Here is a 25,605-nt window from a genome sequence, read left to right on the forward strand (position 1 = left end):
TGCAGGATGTCCACGCCTGCTACATAGTTCAAAAGATCTTCAATACTACGGACGGGAGCCCGCTCAATCTCCTGTTTGGAAATAACCGCTACCTGCTTGGCCACCAGGCTTAATGGCAGATTCACCTTTGAGGCAGTAACCACTACTTCGTCCAGCTCTGTTGGAGGAATGGTGTCAAGCGATGATTCGGCGGCTATTCGTTCAGCCGGTTCTGCAGAAGCCGCATGGGCGCTCATCAACGTGCAGCCCGACAGTACACCGATGGTGACGGCCTTGTGGATGCTGTTGAAGACGCTGTACGACTTTCGGGCGAATCGTTTGAAACGAAATGCCTTCGTCGTGTTTAATTGTTTTTTAATCATATTTTGTTAGTTGTTTAAAAATGCGCAGCAAAAATAAGATAAATTTTTGCAGAAAGAAAATCGAGGATTGGTGACTCGGGCTGCCTTTTTCTGCCAGTTGGCAAATATAACTTAGCCGCAACGTTGAACATTGTTCCACATAGCGGCTTTGGCAGCAGTAGATTACACTGTGAAAAATGAAAAATGAACGCTTCCGTATGCGCGTTCTTCCTCGAAATAAGGAAGCTGTGAAAAGTTGAATTTTCTGGAATGTTCCAGCACAAACAGACCGTCTGGCTTCAGTAGTTTTCTTTCAAAGATAACTGCCGGCAATAAATCGATACCCGTAAGGTCGTAGGGAGGGTCGGCAAAAATAAAACCAAAAGGTTGTTTCAGTGATTGTAGATATTTGAAGGCATCAGCCCTGACCGGAAAAAGCTCCTTTGCGCCCAGCTTTTCCTGCGCATGGCAGATAAAGTTAAAATGATTTTGATTCTGCTCCACACTTACCACGTAGGGGCATCCTCTGGAGACCAGCTCCAGTGCAATGCTTCCGGTACCGGAAAAAAGATCGAGCGCTGTGGTTTCTTCCCAGTCTATCCTGTTGTTCAGGATATTGAAAAGGTTCTCCTTCGCAAAGTCGGTTGTTGGTCTCGCTTTTAGATTGGGTGGGACCTGAATTCTTCTTGACTTATATTTTCCGCTGACTATACGCATAGGGTAGCAAGGATATCGGTGGGGAGTGTTTTTTTCTGAACTTCTGTCAACAAGACTTTTGGCTGCAAGGGCATGTACTCCACTCGGCGGATCAGTTTTTTTAAGATGTCTGTCACTGCTTTTTGTGCGTCAACCTCTCCCGACAGGCAGAGTCTGTCTGTTGTCTGACTGAACTCCAGCTTCTCCCATATACTCGCAATATAGTAGGTGGTGTCGTGTGGGTCCAGGCAAGCGAATGTGTTGGCCGATAAAAGCTTGTCGCCAGTGAAGCAGATGATGCTGGCGTGGTTATCGTGAAAATCGGCAAAGCACGTCTTCTCATTCCCGGCTTTCTGATCCGTTTCAAACAACTGCAGAAGTGGCGTAATATGGTGATGAAAAGAGGGATTCCATAAATTACGCAGCAAAAATGCATGTACCTCTGCCTGCATAGCAAACAGAACATGATAGGATCCCTTTGAAGAGGCCTCACTTAGTACGATACCCAGAGGATCATGAAAGTTGAAATGAAACAGTTCCTCCCTTTTTTTCTGGTCGTAATAAGGATCCGGCACGAGGGTGTAATGGGATGAAACGGTTGTTACAGTGGTTTTGTGAAACACATGACTGAAAAAACCGAGATCAAAGATCACCTTTTTAATATTATCGGCATACGATAGCTTATTTCCCAGAGATGTTTCCTGAAAGTGGAAGACGGAGGGGTCAGCCGGAGAAAAGATGTAAAAAGAAAATCCATCCGGCGTTAGCCGAATGGATAAATTATATTCGTCGGAATGCGCTAAGTCAATATTTTCCGGTAAAAACATACTGCGTTGGCTCGTGAGCTGGTTACTCCCAGTTTCCGGCGTTGTTATTGGCTACTTCGAGTGAACCCACCTGCATACCGGGATATTTTTTCCCGGGACGGTCGAGCACTTCCTGGATCTTCTGATTCAGCAGCTTCTGGTCGAGGTCCCCCAAATAAACGGAGTATGGGGCTTTTGCTTCAAACACCTGGATAGGATATCCGGAGGCTGTAATCAAAGAGTCCGTACCCATCTCAAATTCCGCCCCTTGTCCAAACGGTACATACTTCAGCGAATCCACGCTGAAACGTGTGCGGTTGGGATACAACACTTCAACGGCAGGGGAATATATGGAGTCTCTCACAAGCTGGGGCGCATTTTTTGCACTATCCCACAGGCCGGCAGCCTTGATGGCCGCTTCGTTGCCGGCGTGAATAATCTGCATGGCTTTTTCTTCTGTCATTCCTGCTTCAAGTTGAGCCTCAGTGAGGTCGCCCGATTTTACAAGTGTGGCAATCTTGCCATCTTTCACAAAATTGATGAGTGTGTCGAAACTGGCTGTGTATGCACCAGTCTGGGCACGCAAAGCAACCTGGGCAGTGCGGATGTCAACCAGTCGCTGAATAACGGCCTTATCGCGTTTTGCAACTTCCGTGTTGAAATCAATAGGCCCCTGGATACTTCTCCAGCTGATGTACGCTAAAAGAACAATGGCTAGTGCTAAAAGCACCCTCATTACAACTTTCATGGACTTTTCTTTTTAATTTATACTGTTTTGATTTTGATTTCCTGATTTTAGAGTACAAATTTAGAAAAAGAATGATAATTGTGCTACTTTTACGGCAAAATTTACCAAAAAAAATGATAAATCGGTTCTTTATAGAGAAAATCAGCGGATATTTCCCCCATAGTTTTACAAACGATCAACAGAAAGCTCTGGAAAAGATTGCCGATTTTCTTTTTTCAGAAACCGGCGATCAGATCTTCCTGCTGACAGGGTATGCCGGAACGGGTAAGTCATCGTTAATTGGCAGCCTGGTCAGGACCATGGCCGAATTCAGGCAAAAAACTGTCCTGCTGGCACCCACGGGACGTGCCGCAAAGGTTTTTTCAGCCTATGCAGCACAACAAGCGTTTACGATCCATAAGAAGATATACCGACAGCAAAAGTTTGCGGAAGGGACGCCTCACTTCTCGCTGAGTGAAAACCTGCATAAGCATACCCTCTTTATTGTCGATGAAGCCTCGATGATAAACAACGAGTCGGCAGACTACTCCTTGTTTGGTACAGGGCGGTTGCTTGACGATCTGATTGAATATGTTTATTCCGGTGAAGGATGCAGAATGTTGCTGATTGGTGATAACGCACAGTTGCCGCCGGTAAAGCAGGAGAACAGCCCGGCACTCGACAAGGATGTACTGCTCTCCTATTCCCTTCAGGTGAGCGATGCTACCCTCACGGAGATTGTGAGGCAGACGGAGGAGTCGGGTATTTTGCACAATGCCACCGTCTTAAGAAATGCACTTCGATTTAATAACACAGAAGATTATCCCAAGCTGATTGTAAGCGGTTTTGCCGACGTAAAGCGGATCACCGGCTTGGAGCTGATCGACGAAATTGGGGATGCCTACCGCAAGGACGGAATAGAGGAGACCATCGTTATTTCCCGCTCCAACAAACGGGTGAACGCCTACAATAACGGAATCCGCAACAGGGTGCTTTACCGGGAAGAGGAACTCTCCACGGGCGACATTCTGATGATTACCAAAAACAACTATTTTTGGGTGGAGAATTTCGAGCATCTCGATTTTTTAGCAAACGGGGAGTTTGTGGAGGTGGTGCGTGTGAAAGGAGAGGAGGAGATGTATGGCTTCCGTTTTTGCAACGTGGTGTTGCATCACCGTGATTATGACATTGAATTTGAGGCTAAAATCAATATGGACGTATTGCATACCGAGGTGCCAGGCCTTACCCGTTCGCAGAACGATCTTTTGTTTACCAGCATAATGGAAGATTATGGCGAGATTTCTCAAAAGCGGTTACGATATAAAAAAGTAAAAGAAAATCCCTATTTTAACGCATTGCAGGTTAAATACGGGTATGCCGTCACCTGTCACAAGGCACAGGGGGGGGAGTGGAAAAATGTATTCCTCGATCTGGGTTATGTGCAGCAATCGTATATGGGCGAAAACTTCTACCGCTGGCTCTACACATCCATTACCCGCAGTTCGGGCCGACTCTGGCTTGTAAATTTACCCGACGATTTTGTGGAGCTTCCCAAAATATGATTACTTTTGCAATGATGAAGCATGTGCATGCCTTCTTAAGGCAGTGTCAGTTTATAACTTCTCGATAAAGCATATAGGATGTCGGAAAAAAGAAATGATTACCTCAGACGGTTGCTGCACGAACTTCGTTCGTTGGAGGAGCGACTGGTGTCTGTTCAGAACAACGATGAATTGCCTTTCTCCTTTTTTAGTGAGTCCTTCAATAAAACTCAGGAAATCTCGCGCTTGCTACACGAGCTCGAATTGCTGCAGATAGAGGAGATGAAGCAACAGATGAAGCGTTTGATCCAGTTCCTGTCAGAGTCGGAACAGAGGAACAACCCTGTGCAGGAAAGTGAAATATCCAATGAGCAGCCGATTTCTGAAAGCGCCTTGTCCCCATCCAAAGAAACAGCTTTCCAGACTGCGGGAAACCGCTATGCAGAGGGTGTGGTGCTGCCTGAATATAAAAATCCCCGTTCACACGAAACAATGTTGCCTCCCAAACAAACAGCTACAGTTTCGCCGCAATCGGACAAGGATTCGAAGCCGGTCATCCCTTCCTTGAACGACAAAATCAGGGTGTCGCCAACGGTGCTTGACCTGAGGCGGAGCATCAGCCTGAACGATCGTTTTTTGTTCCAAAGAGAACTGTTTCATAATAACAGAGAGGAGATGAATCAAATGATGATTCGTTTAAATGCTTTTGATGACTTTGACCAGGTTGAAACCTATTTGAGAGAGCATAGCGGTTGGGATTTTGATGATCCGGTCGTGGAGGACTTTCTGAAGGTTATTCAAAAAGGGTTTGCATAACCATGCAAAAGCAAATGGAAACAGGAAAACTATATGTGGTCCCCACGCCGGTGGGCAATCTGGAGGATATTACGTTGAGGGCGATCAACCTGTTGAAGGAGTGCGACCTGGTGTTGGCGGAAGATACCCGTACGAGCGGGTTTCTGTTAAAACACTTCGGAATAGAGACACGTATGCAGTCGCACCATAAATTTAACGAACACCATACCACCGCTGAAATGGTTGAGCGCATGAAAGCAGGGAATAAGATCGCACTTATTTCCGATGCCGGTACGCCCGCCATTTCCGATCCGGGCTTTTTACTTGTGAGAGCCTGTATCCAGGAGGGTGTGGCTGTGGAGTGTCTTCCCGGGGCGACAGCCTTTGTCCCCGCCCTGGTTGAGTCAGGATTGCCCAATGACCGTTTTTGCTTTGAGGGGTTTCTGCCCCAGAAAAAGGGCAGACAGACAAGACTGAAACAACTTGCTGAGGAAAACCGTACCATGATCTTCTACGAATCTCCCTATCGCGTGCTGAAAACATTGACACAACTTGCGGAACATTTGGGAGGCAGCCGGGAGGCATCGGTGTCGAGAGAGATTTCAAAAATTTACGCGGAAACCGTGAGGGGAACGCTGCAAGAGCTGATCGACCATTTTACCCAACAAGCACCCCGGGGGGAATTTGTGATTGTCGTGTCCGGGAAATGAAAGATCAACATCAAACTATTTTACAGATATAATTGTTTAATAAAAAGGTAAAAAGAAATTTTGAAACAACACGGTCATCTTTGCACATAAACGGTTGATCAGGGGTTGTTCTTTACACAATTGACGTAAATGACTAATATATTATCGTATGAAAAAATTATGGGTATTTATGCTTATCATGGGACTGATTGTTTCATGTACAAACGTAAAGGAATCGAAAGAATATAAGGAGCTTCAGGCCCAGCGCGATTCCCTGCTTATGCAGTCTGCCGGAACCCAGCAGGAGGCAGCTGATATGATGGCGGTGATTAGTGAAGTGGAAGCGAACTTTGCAAAGATCAGAGAGGCGGAAAATTATATTTCCACCCAGTCTGCAAAAAGCGGTGAAATGAGTCAGGATACCAAAGATCGCGTAACCGAAAATTTCAGAATGATCCAGGAGATTCTGCAACGCAACAAGGAGCAATTGGCCGAGCTGAATAAGAAGCAGAGCAGCAGCAACAAAGAAATTGCCTCGCTCAAGAACACCATCTCAAGGCTCAACAACGAGATGAATGAGAGTGCTACCCGTCTGGCCGAGTTGCAAAACCAACTCTCCCTGAAAGATGAGCAGATTGCGCAGCTTTCGCAAGATGTAACTTCTTTGGCAATGGAGGCTGAACAACAATCTGCAACCATCCGGGAACAGGATAAGACACTGCACACTGCCTACTATGTTTTTGGTACCGGCAATGAGTTGAAAGATCAGAAGATTCTTTCCGGTGGTTTCCTGCAACAGACACGGGTATTGAAGAATACTTTCAACAAGGATTATTTTCTCCAGATTGATATTCGTGAGGTAACACAGATACCGTTGTATGCTCCTAAAGCGAAGTTGTGGTCGACCCATCCCGAAGGGACCTATGAATTTGTAAAAGGAAGTGATGGTAATCTTGTGTTTACGATCACCGATACACAGCGTTTCTGGAGCCTGACCAAGTATCTCATCATCGAAGTAAATTAACCAATCCGGTAAACTTGAATTATTGATCGCGGAGTGAACTAAACAATCACTCCGTGATTGTTTATAGAAAATGGGCTATAAGAATCTTTTTATTGATTTGGATGATACCCTCTGGGACATCCACCTCAACGGCAAAGAGTGTTTGGAAGAGATTTACCGCGACTATGGCTACGCGGCATATTACCCCCGCTTTTTGGATTACTACAATGTGTATGTGCCCGTAAATCAGCGTCTGTGGGCAATGTACCGACATGGAGAGATCCGGAAGGAGGAGCTGATTGTGGAGCGGTTCCTGGCACCGGTGCGGGCTTTCGGGATAAACGACCCGGACTACGCAAAAAAACTAAGTGACGACTTCCTGGACCGTACAACCCGCAAGACGCGGCTCATTGACGGGACTATTGAACTTCTCGAATACCTGAAGCCCCGTTACCGCATGCACATACTTTCCAACGGATTTCGGGAGGTACAGTATAAAAAGATTGAAAATTCAGGCCTGAAACCTTATTTCGACAAGATCATCCTTTCCGAGGATGCCGGGATTAACAAGCCCCATCCCGACATGTTTACCTATGCACTCAAGAACACCAATTCACGACGAAGCCAAACGGTCATGATTGGCGATAGCTGGGATGCCGACATGGTGGGGGCATACCAGAGCCGCATTGCACAAATTTGGTTTAATCCCGCAGACGAAGCACCCGATGGCTTTGAACCAACCCATACGGTGCGAACATTGGCGGAAATAAAAGATATCTTGTAGTGTTTATTCTCTGCGTAAAGGCATCGTCATACATCGCGGACCGCCACCACCACGGGGCAATTCAGACCCCTCAATGGTGATCACACACTTTCTGGCAGAGTGGATGTCGAATTGATTACGGATTACTTCGTTTGCCGTTACTACTTCAAAACCGTTTTTGCTGAGTTCTTCTAATGTGTGGATATTGCGGGCATACGAGAGTATTTTTCCCGGAGCCAGGGCCAAAAAGTTGGCGCCGCTGTGCCATTGTTCCCGCTCCTGATCCCAATCGTCGGACTTCCCTCCGCAGATTATCGGCTCCAGATCGATGCCCAGTTTTCGCAGCAGACTCAGAATGCCGCTTGCGGCTGAGATTTTGGTCACCTTCCCGTCATCAATCTGCATGTGTACCGTCTGATAGGGTGAGCTGCTCATTATGAGTGGCTTGTAGACCATGGCTTTGTTTGTGTCGAGCATCGTGAAAACCATATCGAGGTGGATGAATGATTCGGGCGACTCAGGCAGCTGCTGCACAACAACGTGTTTCCTTCCCGAACCTGTTTTGCAGAACTCCTGCACGATCAGATCAATGCCTTGTGTACTTGTTCTTGTCCCGTTTCCAATGAGCAGGACGTCGTCCCGTATCACCAGTATATCCCCTCCCTCCACTTTCACAAGCGGATTGTCCGGTGAAAGGTGGTATGCGTTTATCGGGTGTGTCTGGAAAAAAAGATCGCTCCGAAAAATGGCATCCATGATCAGCGATTCCCGCAGGCGCACGCTATTGGCCATTTTACATACCAGCGCATTCTTTCCGATAATAGCCGAGGAGTCGCGCGTGAAATAAAAGTTGTAAAGTGGTTTTAACGCATAGTATTCCTCGCGCAGAAAATCGGTCAGCGTACTCACCCGGAGGGGCAGTCCCTCAATTAGAATTTTTGTGAGGACGGGAGCGGGCTGTTCCATCAGAAAATCAATATACCCTGTAACCTGTTCGGTCTCACAGATATTCCTGACAAGACTTTCCTTCAACTCGTCCACTTCCAGTAAACGGGCGAGCAGATCCGATACCTCGTATACCTGTGATGTCTTTTGTAGCACACCCCGTAGCTGGTCGTACTCTTTACGGGCAATGGACAAGTTTAGAATATCATTATACAATGCCCGTTGCGCATTGCGTGGAGTCATGTTTTCCACTTCGGGGCCGGGATAATGAATCAGCACCGCTTCCAGTTTCCCCGTTTCGGACTGAATATTTAAGGTGCATTTCTGATTTTGTGTCATTTTTAATATTGTTTTGCAACAAAATTAGAATATTTAAGATGATTTGCCAACATCGGGGGTGGAAACATCCTTTTTTTTACTATTTTTGAGAAACCGATGTTTTATAATGAACTCATCGAGCAACATTATTTTGGTAATGTGACATAATACAGGTAACAACTGATACATCTAACACACAAATGAAATTGGAGGGCATTGAATAGAATGGGGCAAATTACCTTAAAAGATATCGCAAAGGCACTCAACTTATCACCATCTACCGTGTCGCGTGCAATGAAAAATCATCCGGCTATCAGTTCTGATACCAGAAAGTTGGTGCAGGATTATGCAGAAGCACACAAATATAAACCCAATACCCTTGCCATGCAGTTGCGTACCAACCGCAACAACACGATCGGAGTAATCGTACCGGAAATAGTACACTATTTTTTTTCAACCGTGCTGGCCGGTATCCAGCAGGAGGCCGAGAGCGAAGGATATAACTTGTTGTTTTGTCATTCAAACGAAGATTACGGGCGTGAAGTGAGGAGTGTGGAAACGCTGCTCGACGCACGTGTATGTGGTATTTTGGCATCCCAGTCAAAAACGACCGAAAGGTTCGAGCATTTTCAGGAAATCATTGACAGCAAAGTACATCTGGTGTTCTTTGACCGTATATGCACCGGCATCAATACCGACAAGGTTGTGGTGGATGATTATGCCGGTGCATTCAATGCCGTGGAACATCTCATTCAAACAGAATGCAAACGGATTGCCTTTCTGGGATCAACACCCACCATGCCCATCGCCAACAATCGGCGCATGGGCTACGAAGATGCATTGCGAAAGTACAAACTGCCTCTTGATAAAAATTTAAGCAGGATTTGCGATACGATTGATTTGGCAAGAGAGATTGTGCCGGAATTGTTGCAACTCGATTTGCCTCCCGATGCTTTCTTTTGCATCAACGATGAGGTTGCGGCATACTGCATGCAGATGGTAAAGTCGGCCGGGTACAGGATCCCGGACGATATCTCTGTCTGTGGTTTTACCAACAGCTATATCACGGAGGTGACCGATCCAACACTAACCACAGTGGATCAGCATGGTTTCGAGATGGGGAAGGTTGCAGCGAGGCTGCTCATTAACCGTATTGAAGGGAAGGAAACAAAGCAGGGCGTAGTGAGCCGGTTAATCAAAACCGAGCTTGTGCTGAAGGGATCTAGCCGGTAGACATCGTACCCGGCAAAGCCCTGCTATGCGATTAGCGTGAGAGACAAATGCATACGTTTGCATAAAAAATGCGTACTTTGTGGCGCATGGCGGCGATGACGATTCAAGAAGGATTGTATATTTGCCTGACAGATATGAACCGGTACCCATTTATCGCATATCCTTGCAAATTATTTCAGACTTAGATCATAGATAATCTTTTCGACATGAAAAAGAGACGACTTTCTTTTTGGGAGATCTGGAACATGAGTTTCGGATTTTTGGGTATTCAGTTTGGCTTTGCCTTGCAGAACGCCAATGTGAGCCGCATATTTGAGACACTTGGCGCGCGTGTGGAAGACATTCCTGTGCTGTGGATCGCCGCTCCCATTACCGGTTTGATCGTGCAGCCCATTATTGGCCATCTGAGTGATAAGACCTGGAGCCGTTTTGGACGGCGAAGACCCTATTTCATGATCGGAGCTCTCTTTACCACGCTGGCACTATTCTTTATGCCAAATTCTCCCTCGTTATGGATTGCAGCCGGGATGCTGTGGATCATGGATGCCTCCATCAATATCTCCATGGAACCTTTCAGGGCTTTTGTGGGAGATAACCTTCCCTCGGAGCAGCGGACGATGGGCTTTGCGATGCAAAGCTTCTTCATCGGAACGGGCGCCGTAGTGGCATCGGCTCTTCCTTATATTCTTACAAATTGGTTTGGCGTGTCCAATACGGCACCCGAGGGAATGATTCCGCTTTCGGTAAAGTTGTCGTTTTACATAGGGGCTGTCGTTCTTTTTCTTTCGGTGCTGTATACTGTGTTGACAACCAGGGAATATGCTCCGGAAGAACTGGCCGCATTTGAGGCAGAGAGAGAAAAAACAACCGGCATAAAGACGGTGCCCAAAGCGCCTGTAACCGCTTCGCAGTTTTTGAAGAAGGGGTTGATCTGGACCTTCATCGGAATGGTTGTCAATCTGTTGATTATGGCTACTCCGCTGGGCAGGCAAAACGGACAGCTCTATATCGTTGGAGGTCTATTACTGGCTTTTGGATTGATTCTGCTTCTTTCGTCGGCTATTACAAAGAAATCGTCCGGGTCAAACGGAATGGTAGGCATCATGAACGACTTGCTGCATATGCCAAAAACAATGGGACAGCTTGCCGTTGTGCAGTTTTTCTCCTGGCTCTCTTTTTATGCGATGTGGATTTATACAACCCCGGCCATTACACAACATGTGTATGGCACCACCGACTCTGCTTCGGCCCTCTATAATCAGGGAGCCAACTGGGTAGGGGTGTTGTTTGCCGTGTATAACGGGGTGTCCGCGTTGAGTGCTTTTTTGTTGCCGGTACTTGCAAGACAGATTGGCCGCAAGGCAACCCATGCCATTGCTTTGACCCTGGGAGGGGTCTCCTTTATCTCTCTCTTTTTTATCCAGGATCCCAATATCCTGCTCATCCCGATGATCGGTGTGGGATTTGCCTGGGGGAGTATCCTGTCCATGCCTTACGCCATCCTTACCGGTTCGCTGCCTGCCGAAAAGATGGGGACCTACATGGGAATTTTTAATTTCTTTATCGTTATTCCGCAAATCCTGGCAGCCAGCATCCTCGGCTTTATCACCAGCGAGATTTTCCACGGCCGGGTAATCCTCACGTTGGTGTTGGCAGGTTGTTCCCTGATTCTGGGTGCACTGAGCGTCTTCTGGGTAGAGGATCACGATGATGTATACCGTTTAAAAAAATAATAAATTCAGTCGTATGAAATACTTTTTATTTCCCGCATTGGCCTTGTTGATATCCTGTGGCCATCAGTCTGCCCGGCAAAAGGATGAAGGCGCCGTGAAAAGCATGCATCCTCAATGGGCTTACAATGCCGTGATCTACGAAGTGAATACCCGACAGTATACACCGGAAGGTACTTTTAATGCTTTCTCGGAACATTTGCCCCGTTTAAAGGAGTTGGGTGTGGATATTCTTTGGTTTATGCCGATACAGCCCATTGGTGAAAAAGATCGGAAAGGCACCCTGGGAAGCTACTATTCCATCAAAGACTATACCGGGGTGAATGATGAATTTGGCACAATGGAAGATTTCAAATCGGTGGTGAAGCGGGCGCAGGACCTGGATATGAAAGTGATTCTCGACTGGGTAGCCAACCATACCTCACGCGATGCGGTATGGGTGGAGGCTCATCCCGAATGGTATGTCCGGGACAGCCTGGGCGAGTTGAATGTGATGTACGACTGGACTGATATTGCCCAGCTGGATTACAAACAGCCGGAGATGCGTGAGGCAATGATAAAGTCAATGATGTTCTGGATTCGCGAAGCCGGAATCGACGGGTTTCGATGTGATGTGGCCGGTGAGATACCAACTGATTTCTGGGTGGCAGCCAGAGATTCCCTCACTGCCCTGATGCCGGATATCTTTCTTCTTGCAGAGGCGGAGAAGCCGGAGCTGAACGAGTCGGCCTTCGATGCTTACTATGCCTGGGACTTTCATCACAAGATGAATATGGTGGCGCAGGGGAAAGAGAATGTAGATTCACTGCGGGCATCTCTGCAACGAATGAGCAAACGCTTTTCTTCACACGCCATACCCATGTTTTTTACCTCGAATCACGACGAAAACTCCTGGAACGGAACTGAATTCGAGCGAATGGGCGATGCTGCCCGCGCGTTTGCCGTACTCACATACATGTTGCCGGGAATGCCGCTGATATACAGCGGCCAGGAGGTGGGCCTGAACCGGCGGCTGGCTTTTTTTGAAAAAGATCTGATTGATTGGAGTGATCCGCAAGGATTCGGCAACTTCTACAGGGAGCTGAACTCATTCAAAAAGAAACAAACGGCATTGCAGGCCCCGGAAAGAGATGACCAAATGACGGAAATAGTGAATGATCATTCCGGTAGTGTCTGGTCGTTTAAACGAAAGAACCAGGAAAGTGAAGTCGTCTGTCTCTTCAATTTCAGCAAAGAAGCAGTCAGGGTGACTTTCGACGAGATTATCCCCGGGGAATCAACTCATGCTTTTCCCGACTCATCGGAAGTAACCAGATCAAAAGTGTGGGAAATGAATCCCTGGGAGTACAGGATTTTTTATAAATGAGGCTTTAGTATCTCCACCCATGCGGCGATGCGTTCATCGGTCAGTTCCGGTTCCGTATCGTCGTCGAGTGGAAGGCCCACAAACCGGCCGTCCACCAGCGCCCTGGAATATTCGAAGTCGTACCCATCGGGAGAAACCTGTCCGATAATGGTAGCCCCTTTCCTGGAGACGATCTCATAGAGGATACCCATGGCATCGACAAATGAGCTGGGGTAAATGGAAGCGTCGCCCATGCCGAAGAGAGCGACTGTTTTGCCCGAGAGATCCAGTTTTTCCAGCTTCGGGAAGAAATCATTCCAGTCGTCCTGAAGATCCTGGACCCCCCAGGTGGAGACGCCCAGGATAAGCACTTCGTTTGAAAGGAAAGGCTCTTCGTCCCCATTGTAAATATCGGATAACGAGGGGTTATAATCTGTCAGCCGGGCAGCAATCTTCTCGGCTGCATTTTTGGTATGCTCGGTACTCGACCCGTAAATGATTGCGATTGATTTCATTTTGTTGTTTGTCGTTACTGTGATTAAAACTCTAAACACCGGAAAGATGGAATATGTTTATGCTGTATGCTTTTTCTCATAAAAAATAAGAGGAAATGGCCGACAGGACACATCCTCTTATACCTTTACAAAAAGAGTAACCGGCAGAGATTTTCAGGGTGCAAAAGATGAAAAGATCCGGAAGCTGTTGGCCGGTACGCTGATGGGCATGGTCAGTGTGTGAACCGTGGTCTTCTCCGCGGGATTGAGATAGTTGTACCAGTCGCCCAGTTTCGGGAAGGTAGTTGTTGCATCGATGAGTGTATTGGTGAAGTTGCCCACTACAACAATTTGCTTGCTGTTTCCAAAAGATGAGAGTGTAAGGAATCTACCCTGCTCCCAGAAAGTAGGTGTTACCTTCCAGTTGAGCGTGGCGGTGGGTGTAAACAGTTCAGGATGATCACGCCGCAGATTGATGAGTGCTGTGTAGGTGGCGTGAAGTTCTTTGCGCTCTGGCACCTCAAGATAGTTCCACCTCACCGGTTTGCGCCCTGTACGGCCGTTTTCATCGATGGAGACATCGTACCCCAGCTCGCCAAACTGCCATACCATCTTAGGTCCCGGTACGGTGAAAAAGAAGGAGGCGTTGACACCCAGCTGCGACATCCGCGCATCGAGGCTTGTCTTCAGAATGCCGTTTCCGTACTGAATCTGTTTATAGGCAGCCCGTTCTTCGTCGTGGCTCTCCATATAGCTGACCAGGCTGTTTGCGGGTCGTGACGAGGTGGAGTAGTATACCCAACGGAAATCAGTTTTTTCCTTCCATCCCATGGCAGCTTCCATATAAGTTTCATTGTTGTTGCGCCATACCATCATTCCTTCGTTGGAGAGCTCGGTCTCCTCCCTGTCGTCGCAAAAGTGTTCCAGAATTACGTATGCATCCGACTCTGCTGATTTGATGGTATTGTTGTACTCTTTCAGAATGGCAATTCGCGCTGCGTCGTAATTGGAGGCAGTGGTTTCGGTTGATTGTTTTTGGGTGAACCCCTTGGTGAGGTCGAACCGGAAGCCGTCGATCCTGTACTCCTGCAGCAGGAACTGCAGGTTGCGCTTCACGAAGCTGCGTACAAGATCCGACTCATGGTTGAAGTCGTGAAAAACACTGTAGGGGTGTGGTGCGGTGACATTAAAATAAGGATTATTCGCCGCAGTGCGGTTGTTCGCTGCATCCCACCACATTCTGGCAAAGGGGTTGGCTCCGGTGGCGTGGTTATAGACCACGTCGAGGATCACCGCGATGCCTTGTTTGTGGCACTCGTCGATAAATTCCTTGTACATCCGGTCGGTGCCGTAGGCTTTGTCCATCGCAAAGAAGAAGGCAGGATTGTAGCCCCAACTGTCGTTCCCGTCGAACTCCTGCACCGGCATCAGCTCAATGGCATTCACGCCGAGCGACTGAAGGTAGTCCAGCTTCTCCATCGCCCCGTTGAGGTCACCGCTCTGTGTGAAGTCGCGCAGCAGCAGCTCATAGATCACCAAATTGTCGCGCGACGGTTTCGTGAAGTCGGTTACCTGCCAGTTGTATTGTTCCTCCGCTATTTTAAACACCGATATAATTCCAATGGCACCGGCCGGGTAAGTTTTCAGATTGGGATAGGTTGCAGCCGGGATATAGTGATCATTATCCGGATCCAGAATTTTGCGGGAATAGGGATCCGCTACGCGGATGGGGTCTTTCCCACTGTTTCCCACGTAATACTGAAATCCGTATTCTTTTGCCGGATCCAGTCCGCTGAGGGTAATCCACCAGCAGCCGGCAGCATCGTCGCGGAACATTTGCGACTTGTCGTCGTTGCTCAGCGTCCAGTTGTTGAAGTCCCCCACCACATGGGCAAAGTCCCTCCTTGCACCATACTTGTCCTTGTCGTACAGTACCAGCGTCACGGTACTGTTGTTTACGATATTGATGCCCTGTTGAAGCCCTGCAGGCATGGCTCCAGCCTTGATGGCACCCGGCTGGAAGGGCTTGTACTTGCTGTCGGTGATGCCGCTAATGAAGGTGTCGTTCTCGACCCCTTTTTTTTGGCCATCGGCACTCCGGATCACGATGCCGATCTTGTTGACCGGTGTCTCGCCCGAGCCGAACCATTGGCGGATAGAGGGAGAGAGCTTGATGCTCCAGGTTGAAGGCTCATCGGCTACCTTTGTCATCCTGCATTTGGCAATGTTTTCATCCCACCCTGCCGGCACATACTTCCAGGTACCTTCGCTCACCACGCCGATATGGATATAGACTTCGCCGGTGTAATTATAGAGGGGTGATCCGGAAGAGGCTTTGAACCAGATGGTCAGTTCCCTGTCTGCATCCGGCAACTCGGGGCTCCAGGTGATACCATTCATGATGGTAGCGGGAGGTTCCGGTTTGGGCTCTGGTTCCGGTGTCACCACCGGATCATTCCCGCAGGAGAGGATGAAGAGGAGCAGCAGTAGATAGAGAAAGGTGTTGACGGGATATTTCATTGCAGATGACATTGTAACGGTTAGTTGAATTTGATTTTATAGGATAAATGTAAGCTATTCCAATAGAAGTACCTCTTTGGGTAAGAGGGTCATCGTTTCACCCAGGGTGACAACTTTTCCGGAAAGAAAATCCGTTGCACTATTCTTTCCCTGTATAGACTCGGCATAGCGGTCAAGGTTTACTGTCACCTTGTTTGAGGTGCCGTTCATTACGATCAGGACCTTCTCGTTGCCCAGAAATCGCTCGTAAACGTAGACTCCTTTCTGCAGAACATAGTGCTTCATACCTCCGCGGGCAATGATTTGGTTGTCTCTGCGCCAGTGCAGCAGCTTGCTGAGATAATCGAATGCTTCATTCTGGGTTGCATCGCGTCCTTCAGCCGTGAACTGGTTCGTTTTGTCATCGGGCCAGCCACCCGGCACATCGCGACGGATATCGCCGTCGCTGCGCCTCTTGTTGCCGTGCATCAGCAGCTCCGTGCCGTAGTAGATCTGTGGTGTGCCGGGCATGGTGAGCAGGAAGGTGACTGCCTGTTTCCAGCCGGATAAATCCTTCGGGTACTCTTTCAGGAAACGGTCGGTATCATGGTTGTCAAGGAACCTCAACACGTTATAAATATCAGGATAGATGAAGTCGTAGGTCATGTGGTCATAGATGCCGTGCAGTCCTCCGTTCCACTCGGTGGTCTCCTCAAAGAAAGCACTGTGGGAAAGACCCATGAATCGGAAGTCCATCACCGATTTGAGGTGCGTGTTGTGTTTGTTCAGCGGGCTGTTTCTCTGCCAGAAGGCTGTTCCAATTGTATTGTTGAGCCATGCTTCGCCCACAATGTTGTAGTTGGGGTACTCCTTTTCCACGGCTTCAATCCAGTTCACCATCATATCATAATCGGCATAGGGGTAGGTGTCCTGGCGAATGCCGTCCACACCGGAGTATTCGATCCACCAGATGCTGTTCTGAATCAGGTATTTTGCCACATGGCGGTTGCGCTGGTTCAGGTCGGGCATGGTGGGCACAAACCAGCCGTCCACCATCCTGTGCTTGTCATACTCCGAGACATAGGGGTCAAAGTACATTTCCTTCATGTGGGAGGTCTGAACATATTCCTCCAGGTTGTTGAACCAGTCGGGCGAGGGCACTTCGTTCATCCAGGGATGGTCGCTGCCGCAGTGGTTGAAGATCATGTCCATCACCACCTTCATTCCTTTCTTGTGTGCATCCTCGATCAGCTGGACGTATTCCTCGTTACTGCCGAAGCGGGGATCCACACGGTAGTAATCGGTGGTGGCGTAGCCGTGGTACGATCCTCCCTCCATGTCGTTCTCGAGCACCGGGTTGAGCCAGATGGCGGTCACCCCCAGGTCGGAGAGATAGTCCAGCCGGTCGGAAATCCCTTTCAAGTCACCCCCATGGCGGGCATTGGGGTCGCTGCGGTCTACCTTGTAACTGGTGCGCATCGGTATCTGGTCGTTCGAGGGGTTCCCGTTGGCAAACCGGTCGGGCATGATCAGGTAGAGCACATCCGACGGGCCAAAGCTTTCAATGTTCATGCGTTGTGGGTTACGTTCCTTCAGCTCATAGGAAATGGAGATCTTCTTTCTTCCGCTGGTGAAGACCAGGTCGAACGTTTCCGGAACTGCTCCGGTGAGATCAAGGTAGATCAGCAGGTAGTTGCGGTTTTGCAGGGTCACCACCTCTTTAATCGAAATGTTTTCTGACGTGACGGAAGGGGTGTAGTCGGCAATTTTTTCGCCGCTCACCATCAGTTGCAGTTCGGTTTCTGCCATGCCACTCCACCAGAAGGAGGGTTCCACGCGGGGTGTTTCACCGCATACCATATGGATGGCTGCGATGAGCAAAAAAGAGATGAGAAGATATTTTTTCATTTCAGGATTGTTTTTTTAAGTTGATGGATGATACAGTTTGTTCATTGTAGGACATCATCCGGTACGTTTTGACTCTTAGTCGAGGAAGGTATCCACTGCTTTGGCAGGGCGTCCATCATCACCGTGCAAAGTGGCTCCAGGAAAGGGTTCCTTGTTACTCCCAGTAAAAGACGCCCAGCCCCTTTTCTGAGGGTGCTTCTTTAACTTTTCCGAACGAGCGAAGGAGGAGCCGGGTTGTACCTCACCCGGATTGCTGCCGCAGGATAGTAACAGAAAAAGGATAAAGAGAATGATCGAATAAACGCTTTTCATTTTTTCGGTTTGATCGGAGAAAGATAGAAAAAAAGCGCGGTGAAGCAACCGCGCTTTTTAGCAGATGATTATCCCGGTAAAGCACTTGCAATGGTCGCTTTAAAGGCCATTGGATCGGAGAGGTCGAGCGTAATGGTATAGGTTCCAGCTGTTGCAGGGATGTTGTCTCCATTATAGCCGAGGTTGTTCAGGGGTCCTCCCAGGTTGATGTCCCATCCATTGTTGGCACGAAACTTGAATTCACCGTCGACCAGTGTAGTAGTGACACTCCAGCGACCGGTTACAGGATTGTATGTCATTGGGGTGGAGTTGTCCCATCCGCCGGCGGTTGCACTGCCGATCAGTCCCCATTCGGTTCTGGTCATAGTATAGAGTGGATTGCCGGAGAGGTCGACATCAATCTTATATATACCGGCTTCGTCAACAGACAGATTGCCGGCACCTCCGTCGGTGGATAGTGTGCCATTTCCTCCATTCCCGTAGTTGGTACCGCCCCAGCCGGGTTCTGATGTGAATTTGAATTCAGTGCCTGCTGTTCCGAAGTAGACGTATCCGCTGTACTTGAAGTCGAAATTGCGGCTGTATAGGGTGGGGGCTTCTGCCGGATTCCATCCCTGGTGTCCACCGGGCACATAAAGGGTCAGGTTCATCTCGCCGATGATCTCGATGGTGTAGGTGTACTCCATCATGTTGAGGGTGATCTTCACCCATCCTGGCTCGGTGACACGCATCGCCTGTGCACCTGCGAGGGTGATATCCCCTTCAAGGTCTGTGTTCCCGTTGACAGGATTGCCCAGCACTCCGACCCAGGAGGCTGCCTCCTTGCTCGATTTGGGTACGATCTTGAAGTAACCGGTTACATTGTTCACCAGGATGGTGAAGACGGGATCTTCGTATACATCCTTGCCGCTGTGACTAAACTGATAAGCTTCAAGGTCGTTGATATTCCACCCGTTGATGTCGCCAATCAGGTAATATTCGGTTTCGATTACCGGGCCGACCGGGGTGACTGTCACCGGTCCCAGCACCACCTGCCCGGGGATACGGACCGAAGAACTGCCTTCTTTGATGTAAGGAGATACGCGCAGGTAGAGCTTCCTCGCTTCCGGTGCTTTCCCGTATAGGCTTTTTGCTGCTTCGTTGAGGGTTGCACTCGTCACAAAGGCACTGTTCTGATTGCTTACCGAAGGTAGATCTGTCACCTTGGCGAAATCCTGTGTGTCAGATGCTTCCAGAAGGAAGGTCATCGTTGCCCCTTCTGCCATTTGAGGAGTGGCGGTTGTCTTGATGGTTTCCAGCAATGTTGGGTCGGCCAGCATCCCTTCGGACAAAATCAGCGGAGTGGTAACACCTGCTCCCAGGGTAAAGGTGAAGCCGCTGACGCTCTGTTCGGCTTCCTGTTCATTAGCCTGTGGCGGTGCTGCCACATGGTCGTACACATCTTCACATGCATTCATCAGAAGGATGGCAAGCAGTGTGGCAAATAGGGTTATTTTTTTGTTCATACTGTGTAATGTTTTAATGAAAAACCTCCCTCTGGCGAAAGAGGTTTTTCGGTTCTGCTTGTTTATTCAATTTTACCCGTATAGCTGGTAAAGTTAATGTGAAGTCGCTGGCCTGCATTGCCGGTAATGCGATCTTGGTCATTACCCGCGCCACGGGGCACGAAGACGCCATCGAAGACGAGAAATTCGGTGTGCCACCATTCGTGACCGGGCAGCTGGATGCTGGCTCTTACCTCGCCGGTGTTGGTGAAAGGAGGCGAAATAAACGCGGCATCGGCTCCCAGTGATAGGTCGGGTACGGCAAATCGGTATGCTACGTCAGTGGTGCCCCAGTTGCCACCGGCTACATTGCCCTGGAGGTGTACGTGCGGCGGATAGAAGTCCACGGCAAACTCATACTCGCGGCCATTGATGGTGGTGGTCACTACGACGATATACCAGCCCGGGTTGCCGATGCCTATGTTGCCTCCGGAGTCTGATGCTCCCGGATCGGCAGTGCCGCTACCATTGACTGTTGCCTGTCCAAAGCCTATCTCGTTGCCGTCCCATGCCTTGGCGTAGTTGAACTTGATCTCGGCGTTGGCGCCATCACCGGCTTTGCCCAGGTACTGCATCGCCCAGAACTTGCCGGGGGAACCCCATACGGGAACCATTACAGTAGCGCCGTCCCAGCTCCAGTTGCCGGCCACATTGCCGATGATATACATTTCTTCCGGCATCACCATCGGGTCGAGGGCGAAGTAACCCTTTACCTGCGGAAGGGTGATTATGTTGGAGAGAACCTCTCCGGCGCCTTTCTCGTTCAGCTTGGATGAGAGACGTACATAGAGGGGATGGGGGGCAGTGGGATATTCGCTTTCGTCGGTTACACCATGCATGCCGACCAGTGCCAATGCCAGGTCGGCTGCGTTGATCGCAAACCTGGCGGTGGTGTAACTGCCGGGTAATGTTACCGGGTTTGAAAAGTTGGAATTGAGAGATACCTGTACGCTGTAGATGGCGGCAGCGGTGAAGCCGTAATCGGGCTGTGAGGTGGTGAACTCAATCGATTCTGTATTCTTCAGATCATAGATGGCGGAAGCATATTTTGGCAGGTTGAGTACGAAGCTCTCCGGCTGCTGCAACACCACCTTCTCTTCTTCCAGGCAGGACCAGAACAGAGAGAGGCCGGCCAGTAATACGATTATATGAATGATATTTTTCATTGTCTGTGTGATATTTAGTTGGCGTTACTAGTTGATTCATATCCGGTGTTTTGCACCAGGTTTTCGTTTGCTCCCATGTCGTCAGCCGGAATGGGGTAAACCTTAAAGTGGTCGGCAACCGATCGTCCTTGGGGTACATTCCCTTTCCATGGCCAGAGGTAGGCTGAACCGGTGAGCTTGCCAAAGCGAACCAGGTCGGTGCGTCGCTGTCCCTCGTAGAAGAACTCCCGTCCCCGTTCGTCCAGAACATAATCCAGTGTCAGCTCGCCGCTGGTGATGATGGCGGCATTGTCGTTGCTGTAAGCTCTTTTTCTCAGGTTGTTTACCAGCTGGAGGGCAGTGGCGGCATCGCCGCCAGCACCGCCTCTGAGTACCGCTTCGGCATAGTTGAGGTAGATCTCGCCCAGGCGGAAGAGCGGGAAGTCGGTATAGGCGATGTTGCTCGGGGGCAGTGTACCGTCGCTGTTTCGGTTGTAATACTTCACCACGGGGATGCCATTGTTGGTGAAGAGGGAGGGATCCACAATTTCCACGTTTTCCGTATAGTCGAGGCGGATCATGGAAAAGCGGTTGTCCTTCTCATGCTGATATTCACGCTCAAAGGTGTGAAGCAGTGCTTTGGTGGCACGGTTCCCCTGCCATGCACCAACGGCATTCACCTCTGCCTGCAGGTCGGAGGGCTCCATCGCGCTCAGCAGAAAGGTCATTCCACCCCAGGTCTGTGTGTCGGATCCTTCGTAGCGGATCGGGAAGATCATTTCCGGGGAGTAGTGGTTGTCTGCTTTGAACACATTTGCATAGACCTGATCAAGCAGGTAGTTCACACTCATCACCTTCTTGCTGTAGGTTATGCTCTCGGTATACTTCTTCACCCCGATGTAGGTCTCGGCATTGAGGTAGAGACGGGAGAGCAGCGCCCAGTTGGCTGCCTTGTGGGCACGGCCGTAGAGGGTTGTATTGTAACCCACGAAGGGGTCGAGCATGTCGGTCTCGCATTCCTGCAGTTCTTTTTCAATGTAGTCGAACAGGTCCGCTGCCATGATTTGGGGAGGGAGGGTGCTTCCCACCGGGCTTTCTTCATTCACGAAGGGGACATTGCGAAACATGTCGAGCAGGTAGTAGTAGGCGAGCGCCCTGTGAAACCGTGCTTCGGCTCGAAATGTCCGAATCTTTTCCTGGTCAGCCTGGCTCACTCCCCGTGACGAGAGTTTCTCTTCCGATGTCTCCCTCAGAAGGGCATTGGCCAGATTGATCTGGTAGTAGAGGCGATAGTAGAACCCTTTGATGAACACATTGCTGGAAGTCCAGGTAATGTAGTTCAGGTCGGGGATGCCCACGTCGTTCCAGGCACAATGTGCCTCGTCGGTGGGGAGCTGCTGCAGGTTCCAGAGACCCCGGAGGAAGGATGCCTGGCTCCCTCCGTCGACGCCTGCCACATCGGGATCGCCGTCTCCGCCGCTATTTCCGCTGATGGCCAGTCCAGCATAAATCTTGGCCAGCAGTTCCTGGTAAGACCCCAGATCACTGCCAAAAACCACTTCCGATACCAGTTCCTCCTTATCCAGGGGAATGGTGTTCAGGTCATCAATGCAGGAGGTTACCCCCCCGGTTGTCATGATGATCGCGATGAATATCAGAATTTTATATGTTGCAGTCTTCATAGTTGTGTGATGTTAAAAATTAAGATTGAGTCCCAGGATAAACACGCGTGGGTGAGGATAGATATTGTTGTCGATACCGTTGTTGGTGAATTCCGGATCGAGGCCGCTGTAATTTGTCAGTACGAACGGATTCTGAACGGTGAAATGGATTCTTCCCGACTGCTGACGGTTCAGCATGTGTGTAAAGTTGTATCCCAGAGAGACATTGTCTACCTTCATGAAGGAGGCATTCTGGATGTAGTAGCTGGACTGATAGTGCACCGCATCGAAGTTGGTGTATGTAGCGCTGTTGACCCTGTTCTTGAGCCATCCCGAGGGGTCAAAGGTGGTGTTTTTCGACTCGCGGTTGGACTGAATGTTGTTGTAGGCGTAGTTGCCGATGTTGCCGCGAACGGAGAAATTGAAGTCCCAGTTCTTGTAGGCGAGCTGAGAAGATAAGCCCATATACACATCGGGTGAAGCATTCTTATAGGGAATCATATCCTGTTCGTTGATGGAGCCGTCGGCATTCTGATCTACAAAAACCCCTTCCAGCGGTTTTCCGGCCTTGTCATACACCTGTTCATAGACGTAGAAGGAGCTGGCCGGGTAGTTTACGGCATGGATGGCGATGTTGTTTCCGGTACCGCCGTCGATACCGCCGAAGCGAACACCCACATAGTTCGGGTCATCGTTGATGGTCAGCTTGGTGATCCTGTTCTGGTTGAAGGTTACGTTGTAGCTCAAGTTCCAGCTCCAGTCGCGGGTGACCAGGGGGCGTCCGGTGATGGTGAACTCGATACCCTTGTTTTCCAGTTCGCCCACGTTGGTGAGCAGCTGGTTGCTGAAGTTGGTGCCAGCAGCAATGCCCACAGTATTGAGCAGGTCGGTTGTCTTACGGTAGTAGACATCCACGGCACCGGAGATACGGTTATTCAGGAAGCCATAGTCCAGGCCAGCGTTGTAGGTAGTGGTTTCCTCCCATTTCAGGTTCTCGTCGTATGCCAGCGGGCGAATGAGTGAGATCATCTGATCGCCAAAGAAGTAATTGGCTCCCGCCTGGCTGTAGCTGTAACGGCCCATCCAGGGATAGTCGCCACTGCCCAGGTTCTGTTGTCCGGTGACACCGTACCCGAGGCGTAACTTCAGGTCAGACATCGCTTTTCCTGCACCTTCCATGAATGGTTCGTTGATCACCTTCCAGGCGAAGGCAGCAGAGGGGAAGAGGCCCCACTTATTGTCGGGACTGAAGCGCGACGAACCGTCGTTACGCAGGGTGAGGGTGAGCAGGTATCGATCCAGCAACGAGTAGTTCAGACGTCCGAAGAAAGAGATCACGAAACTCTCCGTAGAATAGTCGTAGCTCTCACGGTAAAACTTTTCACCCTTTTCTGCCGCCATAGCAGCAGAATAGGGATAGGTATCCTCGGTTTCGTTAAAGAAGCGTTGCCAGGAATACCCTCCCATCGCATCAAAACGGTGTACCCCAACTTCCTTCACGTAGTTCAGGTAGAAGTCAAGCAGCGTATTCAGCTTATATTGAGTGTATGTCCTGTTATCACCCCATCCTGCCTTGTAGCTGCCCCATGTGTAGCTCATGGGAGAGTTGTCTTCCACGATCACGTCTCCCTTGCTGTCCGAGATGTCGTATCCCAGATTAAGGTTGGCTCTCAGTCCATCCAGGAATGGCATGTTGTAGTCTACCTGCATGTTTCCGATGCTGCGCATTACCGTGGAGTTGTCGTGCTTTTGCATTAGGATGGCGAGTGGGTTGGCCAGTGCGATGTCGATGGGAGTGCCATTGGTTTTGAGTGTCATATGGTAGCCGTTGCCGTAAGGCGATCCCGTGGTATCGTATACTGGCATGGTTGGGTCGAACTGAGTGGCCGAGTTGATGGCTCCCTGATCTGCAAAACGGTTGGTGATGTACATCCCTTTTGCATTCATTTGTACTCTCAGCTGATTGTCAAAAAAGGAAGGGCTAAGATTCACACTGCCTGTGAATCTTTCCAGATTGGACGTTCTCAGGATACCGTTTTCGTTGGTGTATCCCACAGAAACGCGATAAGGAAGCACTTCGGCTGCTGTGCCCGACGCACTCAGATTGTGATCAGTACTGGCTGCTACCCGGAAGATCTTGTCCTGCCAGTTCGTTTCGGTGCTGCCAAGGGCGGCAGCTTGCTGGCTATCCTCCCCAAAAGAATTGATGACGTATTTTCTAAAGGTGGGAGCGTCCATCACATCTACAGCTCCGGTGCGTGTGCTCACGGAGAAATTTCCGTTATAAGCCAGCTTCATCTTTCCCGATTGCCCTTTCTTGGTTGTGATGATAATGACCCCGTTTGACGCACGTGATCCATAAATGGCAGTGGCTGAGGCGTCTTTTAAAACGGTAAATGATTCAATGTCGTTCGAGTTTATGGTGCTCAGTGGATTCGACATTCCGTTCACATTGGTGGCGTTGTCTACCGGTACACCGTCGATCACGATCAACGGATCGTTGCTGGCCGACATGGAGGATCCTCCGCGTATGCGAATATTTGCAGAAGAACCGGGTGCCCCTCCTGCGGAAGTAACACTCAGACCGGCCACCTGACCTGCTAAAAGATCTGACGGAGATGTGGCCAGACCCCTGTTTAGCTTGGTGGCATCTACTGCAACCACTGAGCCGGTAGCATCATTTTTTCTTACGGTTCCATAACCGATTACTACCACCTCTTCGAGTAACTCAGTATCCTCATCCATTACAATTTGGATAACAGCTCTTCTGTTGATGGAGATGGTTTGCGGTTTGTAACCGATGTATCTCACTTCCAGTACTCCGTCCTCCGGAACCTGAAGCACAAAGTTGCCATCATAATCGGTAACTGTTCCGGTAGAGGTCCCTTGTAATAGAATATTGACGCCGACAAGCGGTTCGCCGGCAATATCCGTTACGGTTCCCCTTACATTTATCGGCGTGCCGGTTTGGGCACTTGCCGATAAAATCATGAGCATCCCGGACAACAATGTCATCAGAAACACTCTACTGTTTTTTTTAAAATTTACATGCATGTTGTTAACGTTATAAGATTAACTGATTAATACTCTCTCCGTTCTCACAATGGTAC

General features: G+C 49.4%; 20 protein-coding genes and 1 pseudogene. 8 read left to right on the forward strand and 13 right to left on the reverse strand.

Going from position 1 to position 25,605, the window contains the following annotated elements; all coding sequences use genetic code 11:
* The 4 genes and pseudogenes from B3Z75_RS11870 to B3Z75_RS11885 all read right to left on the reverse strand — a co-directional run.
* Positions 1 to 362 (reverse strand): annotated as a pseudogene (locus B3Z75_RS11870) (TonB-dependent receptor); the annotation flags it as partial.
* 162 nt (positions 363 to 524) lie between these two features.
* Entirely contained in the window at positions 525 to 1,058 is a 534-nt protein-coding gene (locus B3Z75_RS11875; RefSeq protein WP_294071863.1) for an RsmD family RNA methyltransferase, read from the reverse strand.
* Positions 1,049 to 1,864 carry a DUF3822 family protein gene (locus B3Z75_RS11880; protein WP_294071866.1) on the reverse strand — a complete coding sequence of 272 codons (816 nt, stop codon included), beginning with the start codon at positions 1,862 to 1,864 and terminating at the stop codon, positions 1,049 to 1,051. Before B3Z75_RS11880 ends, B3Z75_RS11875 begins: the two co-directional genes overlap by 10 nt.
* Before the next feature lie 22 nt (positions 1,865 to 1,886).
* Positions 1,887 to 2,591 (reverse strand): hypothetical protein, encoded by a 705-nt coding sequence (locus B3Z75_RS11885; RefSeq protein WP_294071869.1) that lies wholly within the window; start codon positions 2,589 to 2,591, stop codon positions 1,887 to 1,889.
* A 113-nt stretch (positions 2,592 to 2,704) separates the two neighbouring features.
* On the opposite strand from B3Z75_RS11885, the gene B3Z75_RS11890 reads away from it, so the two are divergent.
* The 5 genes from B3Z75_RS11890 (at position 2,705) to B3Z75_RS11910 (ending at position 7,382) form a co-directional block, all read left to right on the forward strand.
* Complete coding sequence (locus B3Z75_RS11890) at positions 2,705 to 4,132, forward strand: ATP-dependent DNA helicase (protein WP_294071872.1); 1,428 nt, start codon at positions 2,705 to 2,707, stop codon at positions 4,130 to 4,132.
* A 78-nt stretch (positions 4,133 to 4,210) separates the two neighbouring features.
* The gene (locus B3Z75_RS11895) at positions 4,211 to 4,927 is read left to right on the forward strand and encodes a hypothetical protein (protein ID WP_294071875.1); all 717 of its coding nucleotides are present in this window, start codon (positions 4,211 to 4,213) and stop codon (positions 4,925 to 4,927) included.
* A gap of 14 nt (positions 4,928 to 4,941) precedes the next feature.
* Positions 4,942 to 5,616, forward strand: a complete 675-nt coding sequence (gene rsmI / locus B3Z75_RS11900; protein ID WP_294071976.1) for a 16S rRNA (cytidine(1402)-2'-O)-methyltransferase — start codon at positions 4,942 to 4,944, stop codon at positions 5,614 to 5,616.
* A gap of 148 nt (positions 5,617 to 5,764) precedes the next feature.
* On the forward strand, positions 5,765 to 6,619 hold the full coding sequence (locus tag B3Z75_RS11905) for a hypothetical protein (RefSeq protein ID WP_294071878.1): 855 nt from the start codon (positions 5,765 to 5,767) through the stop codon (positions 6,617 to 6,619).
* A gap of 70 nt (positions 6,620 to 6,689) precedes the next feature.
* Entirely contained in the window at positions 6,690 to 7,382 is a 693-nt protein-coding gene (locus tag B3Z75_RS11910) for a YjjG family noncanonical pyrimidine nucleotidase (RefSeq protein ID WP_294071881.1), read from the forward strand.
* 3 nt (positions 7,383 to 7,385) lie between these two features.
* Here B3Z75_RS11910 and B3Z75_RS11915 read toward each other — a convergent pair whose 3' ends face one another.
* Complete coding sequence (locus B3Z75_RS11915) at positions 7,386 to 8,645, reverse strand: arginine deiminase family protein (protein ID WP_294071884.1); 1,260 nt, start codon at positions 8,643 to 8,645, stop codon at positions 7,386 to 7,388.
* 204 nt (positions 8,646 to 8,849) lie between these two features.
* On the opposite strand from B3Z75_RS11915, the gene B3Z75_RS11920 reads away from it, so the two are divergent.
* The 3 genes from B3Z75_RS11920 to B3Z75_RS11930 all read left to right on the forward strand — a co-directional run bounded on the left by B3Z75_RS11920 (position 8,850) and on the right by B3Z75_RS11930 (position 12,953).
* A complete protein-coding gene (locus B3Z75_RS11920) occupies positions 8,850 to 9,857 on the forward strand; it encodes a LacI family DNA-binding transcriptional regulator (protein ID WP_294071887.1) in 1,008 nt (335 codons plus the stop codon).
* A gap of 206 nt (positions 9,858 to 10,063) precedes the next feature.
* Positions 10,064 to 11,590, forward strand: coding sequence for an MFS transporter (locus tag B3Z75_RS11925; RefSeq protein ID WP_294071890.1), 1,527 nt, complete (start codon positions 10,064 to 10,066; stop codon positions 11,588 to 11,590).
* A 13-nt stretch (positions 11,591 to 11,603) separates the two neighbouring features.
* Positions 11,604 to 12,953, forward strand: a complete 1,350-nt coding sequence (locus B3Z75_RS11930; RefSeq protein WP_294071893.1) for an alpha-amylase family glycosyl hydrolase — start codon at positions 11,604 to 11,606, stop codon at positions 12,951 to 12,953.
* Here the strand turns inward: B3Z75_RS11930 and B3Z75_RS11935 are convergent.
* From B3Z75_RS11935 to B3Z75_RS11970, 8 genes are all read right to left on the reverse strand, one after another.
* The gene (locus B3Z75_RS11935) at positions 12,944 to 13,447 is read right to left on the reverse strand and encodes a flavodoxin (RefSeq protein ID WP_294071896.1); all 504 of its coding nucleotides are present in this window, start codon (positions 13,445 to 13,447) and stop codon (positions 12,944 to 12,946) included. The genes B3Z75_RS11930 and B3Z75_RS11935 overlap by 10 nt on opposite strands.
* A 153-nt stretch (positions 13,448 to 13,600) precedes the next feature.
* Positions 13,601 to 15,946 (reverse strand): alpha-amylase family glycosyl hydrolase, encoded by a 2,346-nt coding sequence (locus tag B3Z75_RS11940; protein WP_294071899.1) that lies wholly within the window; start codon positions 15,944 to 15,946, stop codon positions 13,601 to 13,603.
* Positions 15,947 to 16,000: 54 nt separating this feature from the next.
* A complete protein-coding gene (locus B3Z75_RS11945; protein WP_294071902.1) occupies positions 16,001 to 17,833 on the reverse strand; it encodes a glycoside hydrolase family 13 protein in 1,833 nt (610 codons plus the stop codon).
* Positions 17,834 to 17,908: 75 nt separating this feature from the next.
* Complete coding sequence (locus tag B3Z75_RS11950) at positions 17,909 to 18,145, reverse strand: hypothetical protein (RefSeq protein WP_294071905.1); 237 nt, start codon at positions 18,143 to 18,145, stop codon at positions 17,909 to 17,911.
* A 68-nt stretch (positions 18,146 to 18,213) separates the two neighbouring features.
* Entirely contained in the window at positions 18,214 to 19,650 is a 1,437-nt protein-coding gene (locus B3Z75_RS11955) for a SusF/SusE family outer membrane protein (protein ID WP_294071908.1), read from the reverse strand.
* Between the two features lie 62 nt (positions 19,651 to 19,712).
* Complete coding sequence (locus tag B3Z75_RS11960; RefSeq protein ID WP_294071911.1) at positions 19,713 to 20,855, reverse strand: SusF/SusE family outer membrane protein; 1,143 nt, start codon at positions 20,853 to 20,855, stop codon at positions 19,713 to 19,715.
* A gap of 14 nt (positions 20,856 to 20,869) precedes the next feature.
* On the reverse strand, positions 20,870 to 22,516 hold the full coding sequence (locus tag B3Z75_RS11965; RefSeq protein WP_294071914.1) for a RagB/SusD family nutrient uptake outer membrane protein: 1,647 nt from the start codon (positions 22,514 to 22,516) through the stop codon (positions 20,870 to 20,872).
* A 12-nt stretch (positions 22,517 to 22,528) separates the two neighbouring features.
* On the reverse strand, positions 22,529 to 25,549 hold the full coding sequence (locus B3Z75_RS11970; RefSeq protein ID WP_294071917.1) for a SusC/RagA family TonB-linked outer membrane protein: 3,021 nt from the start codon (positions 25,547 to 25,549) through the stop codon (positions 22,529 to 22,531).
* Between the last annotated feature and the right edge of the window lie 56 nt (positions 25,550 to 25,605).

It is taken from the genome of Proteiniphilum sp. UBA1028 (assembly GCF_002316955.1).
Taxonomy (GTDB): Bacteria; Bacteroidota; Bacteroidia; order Bacteroidales; family Dysgonomonadaceae; genus Proteiniphilum.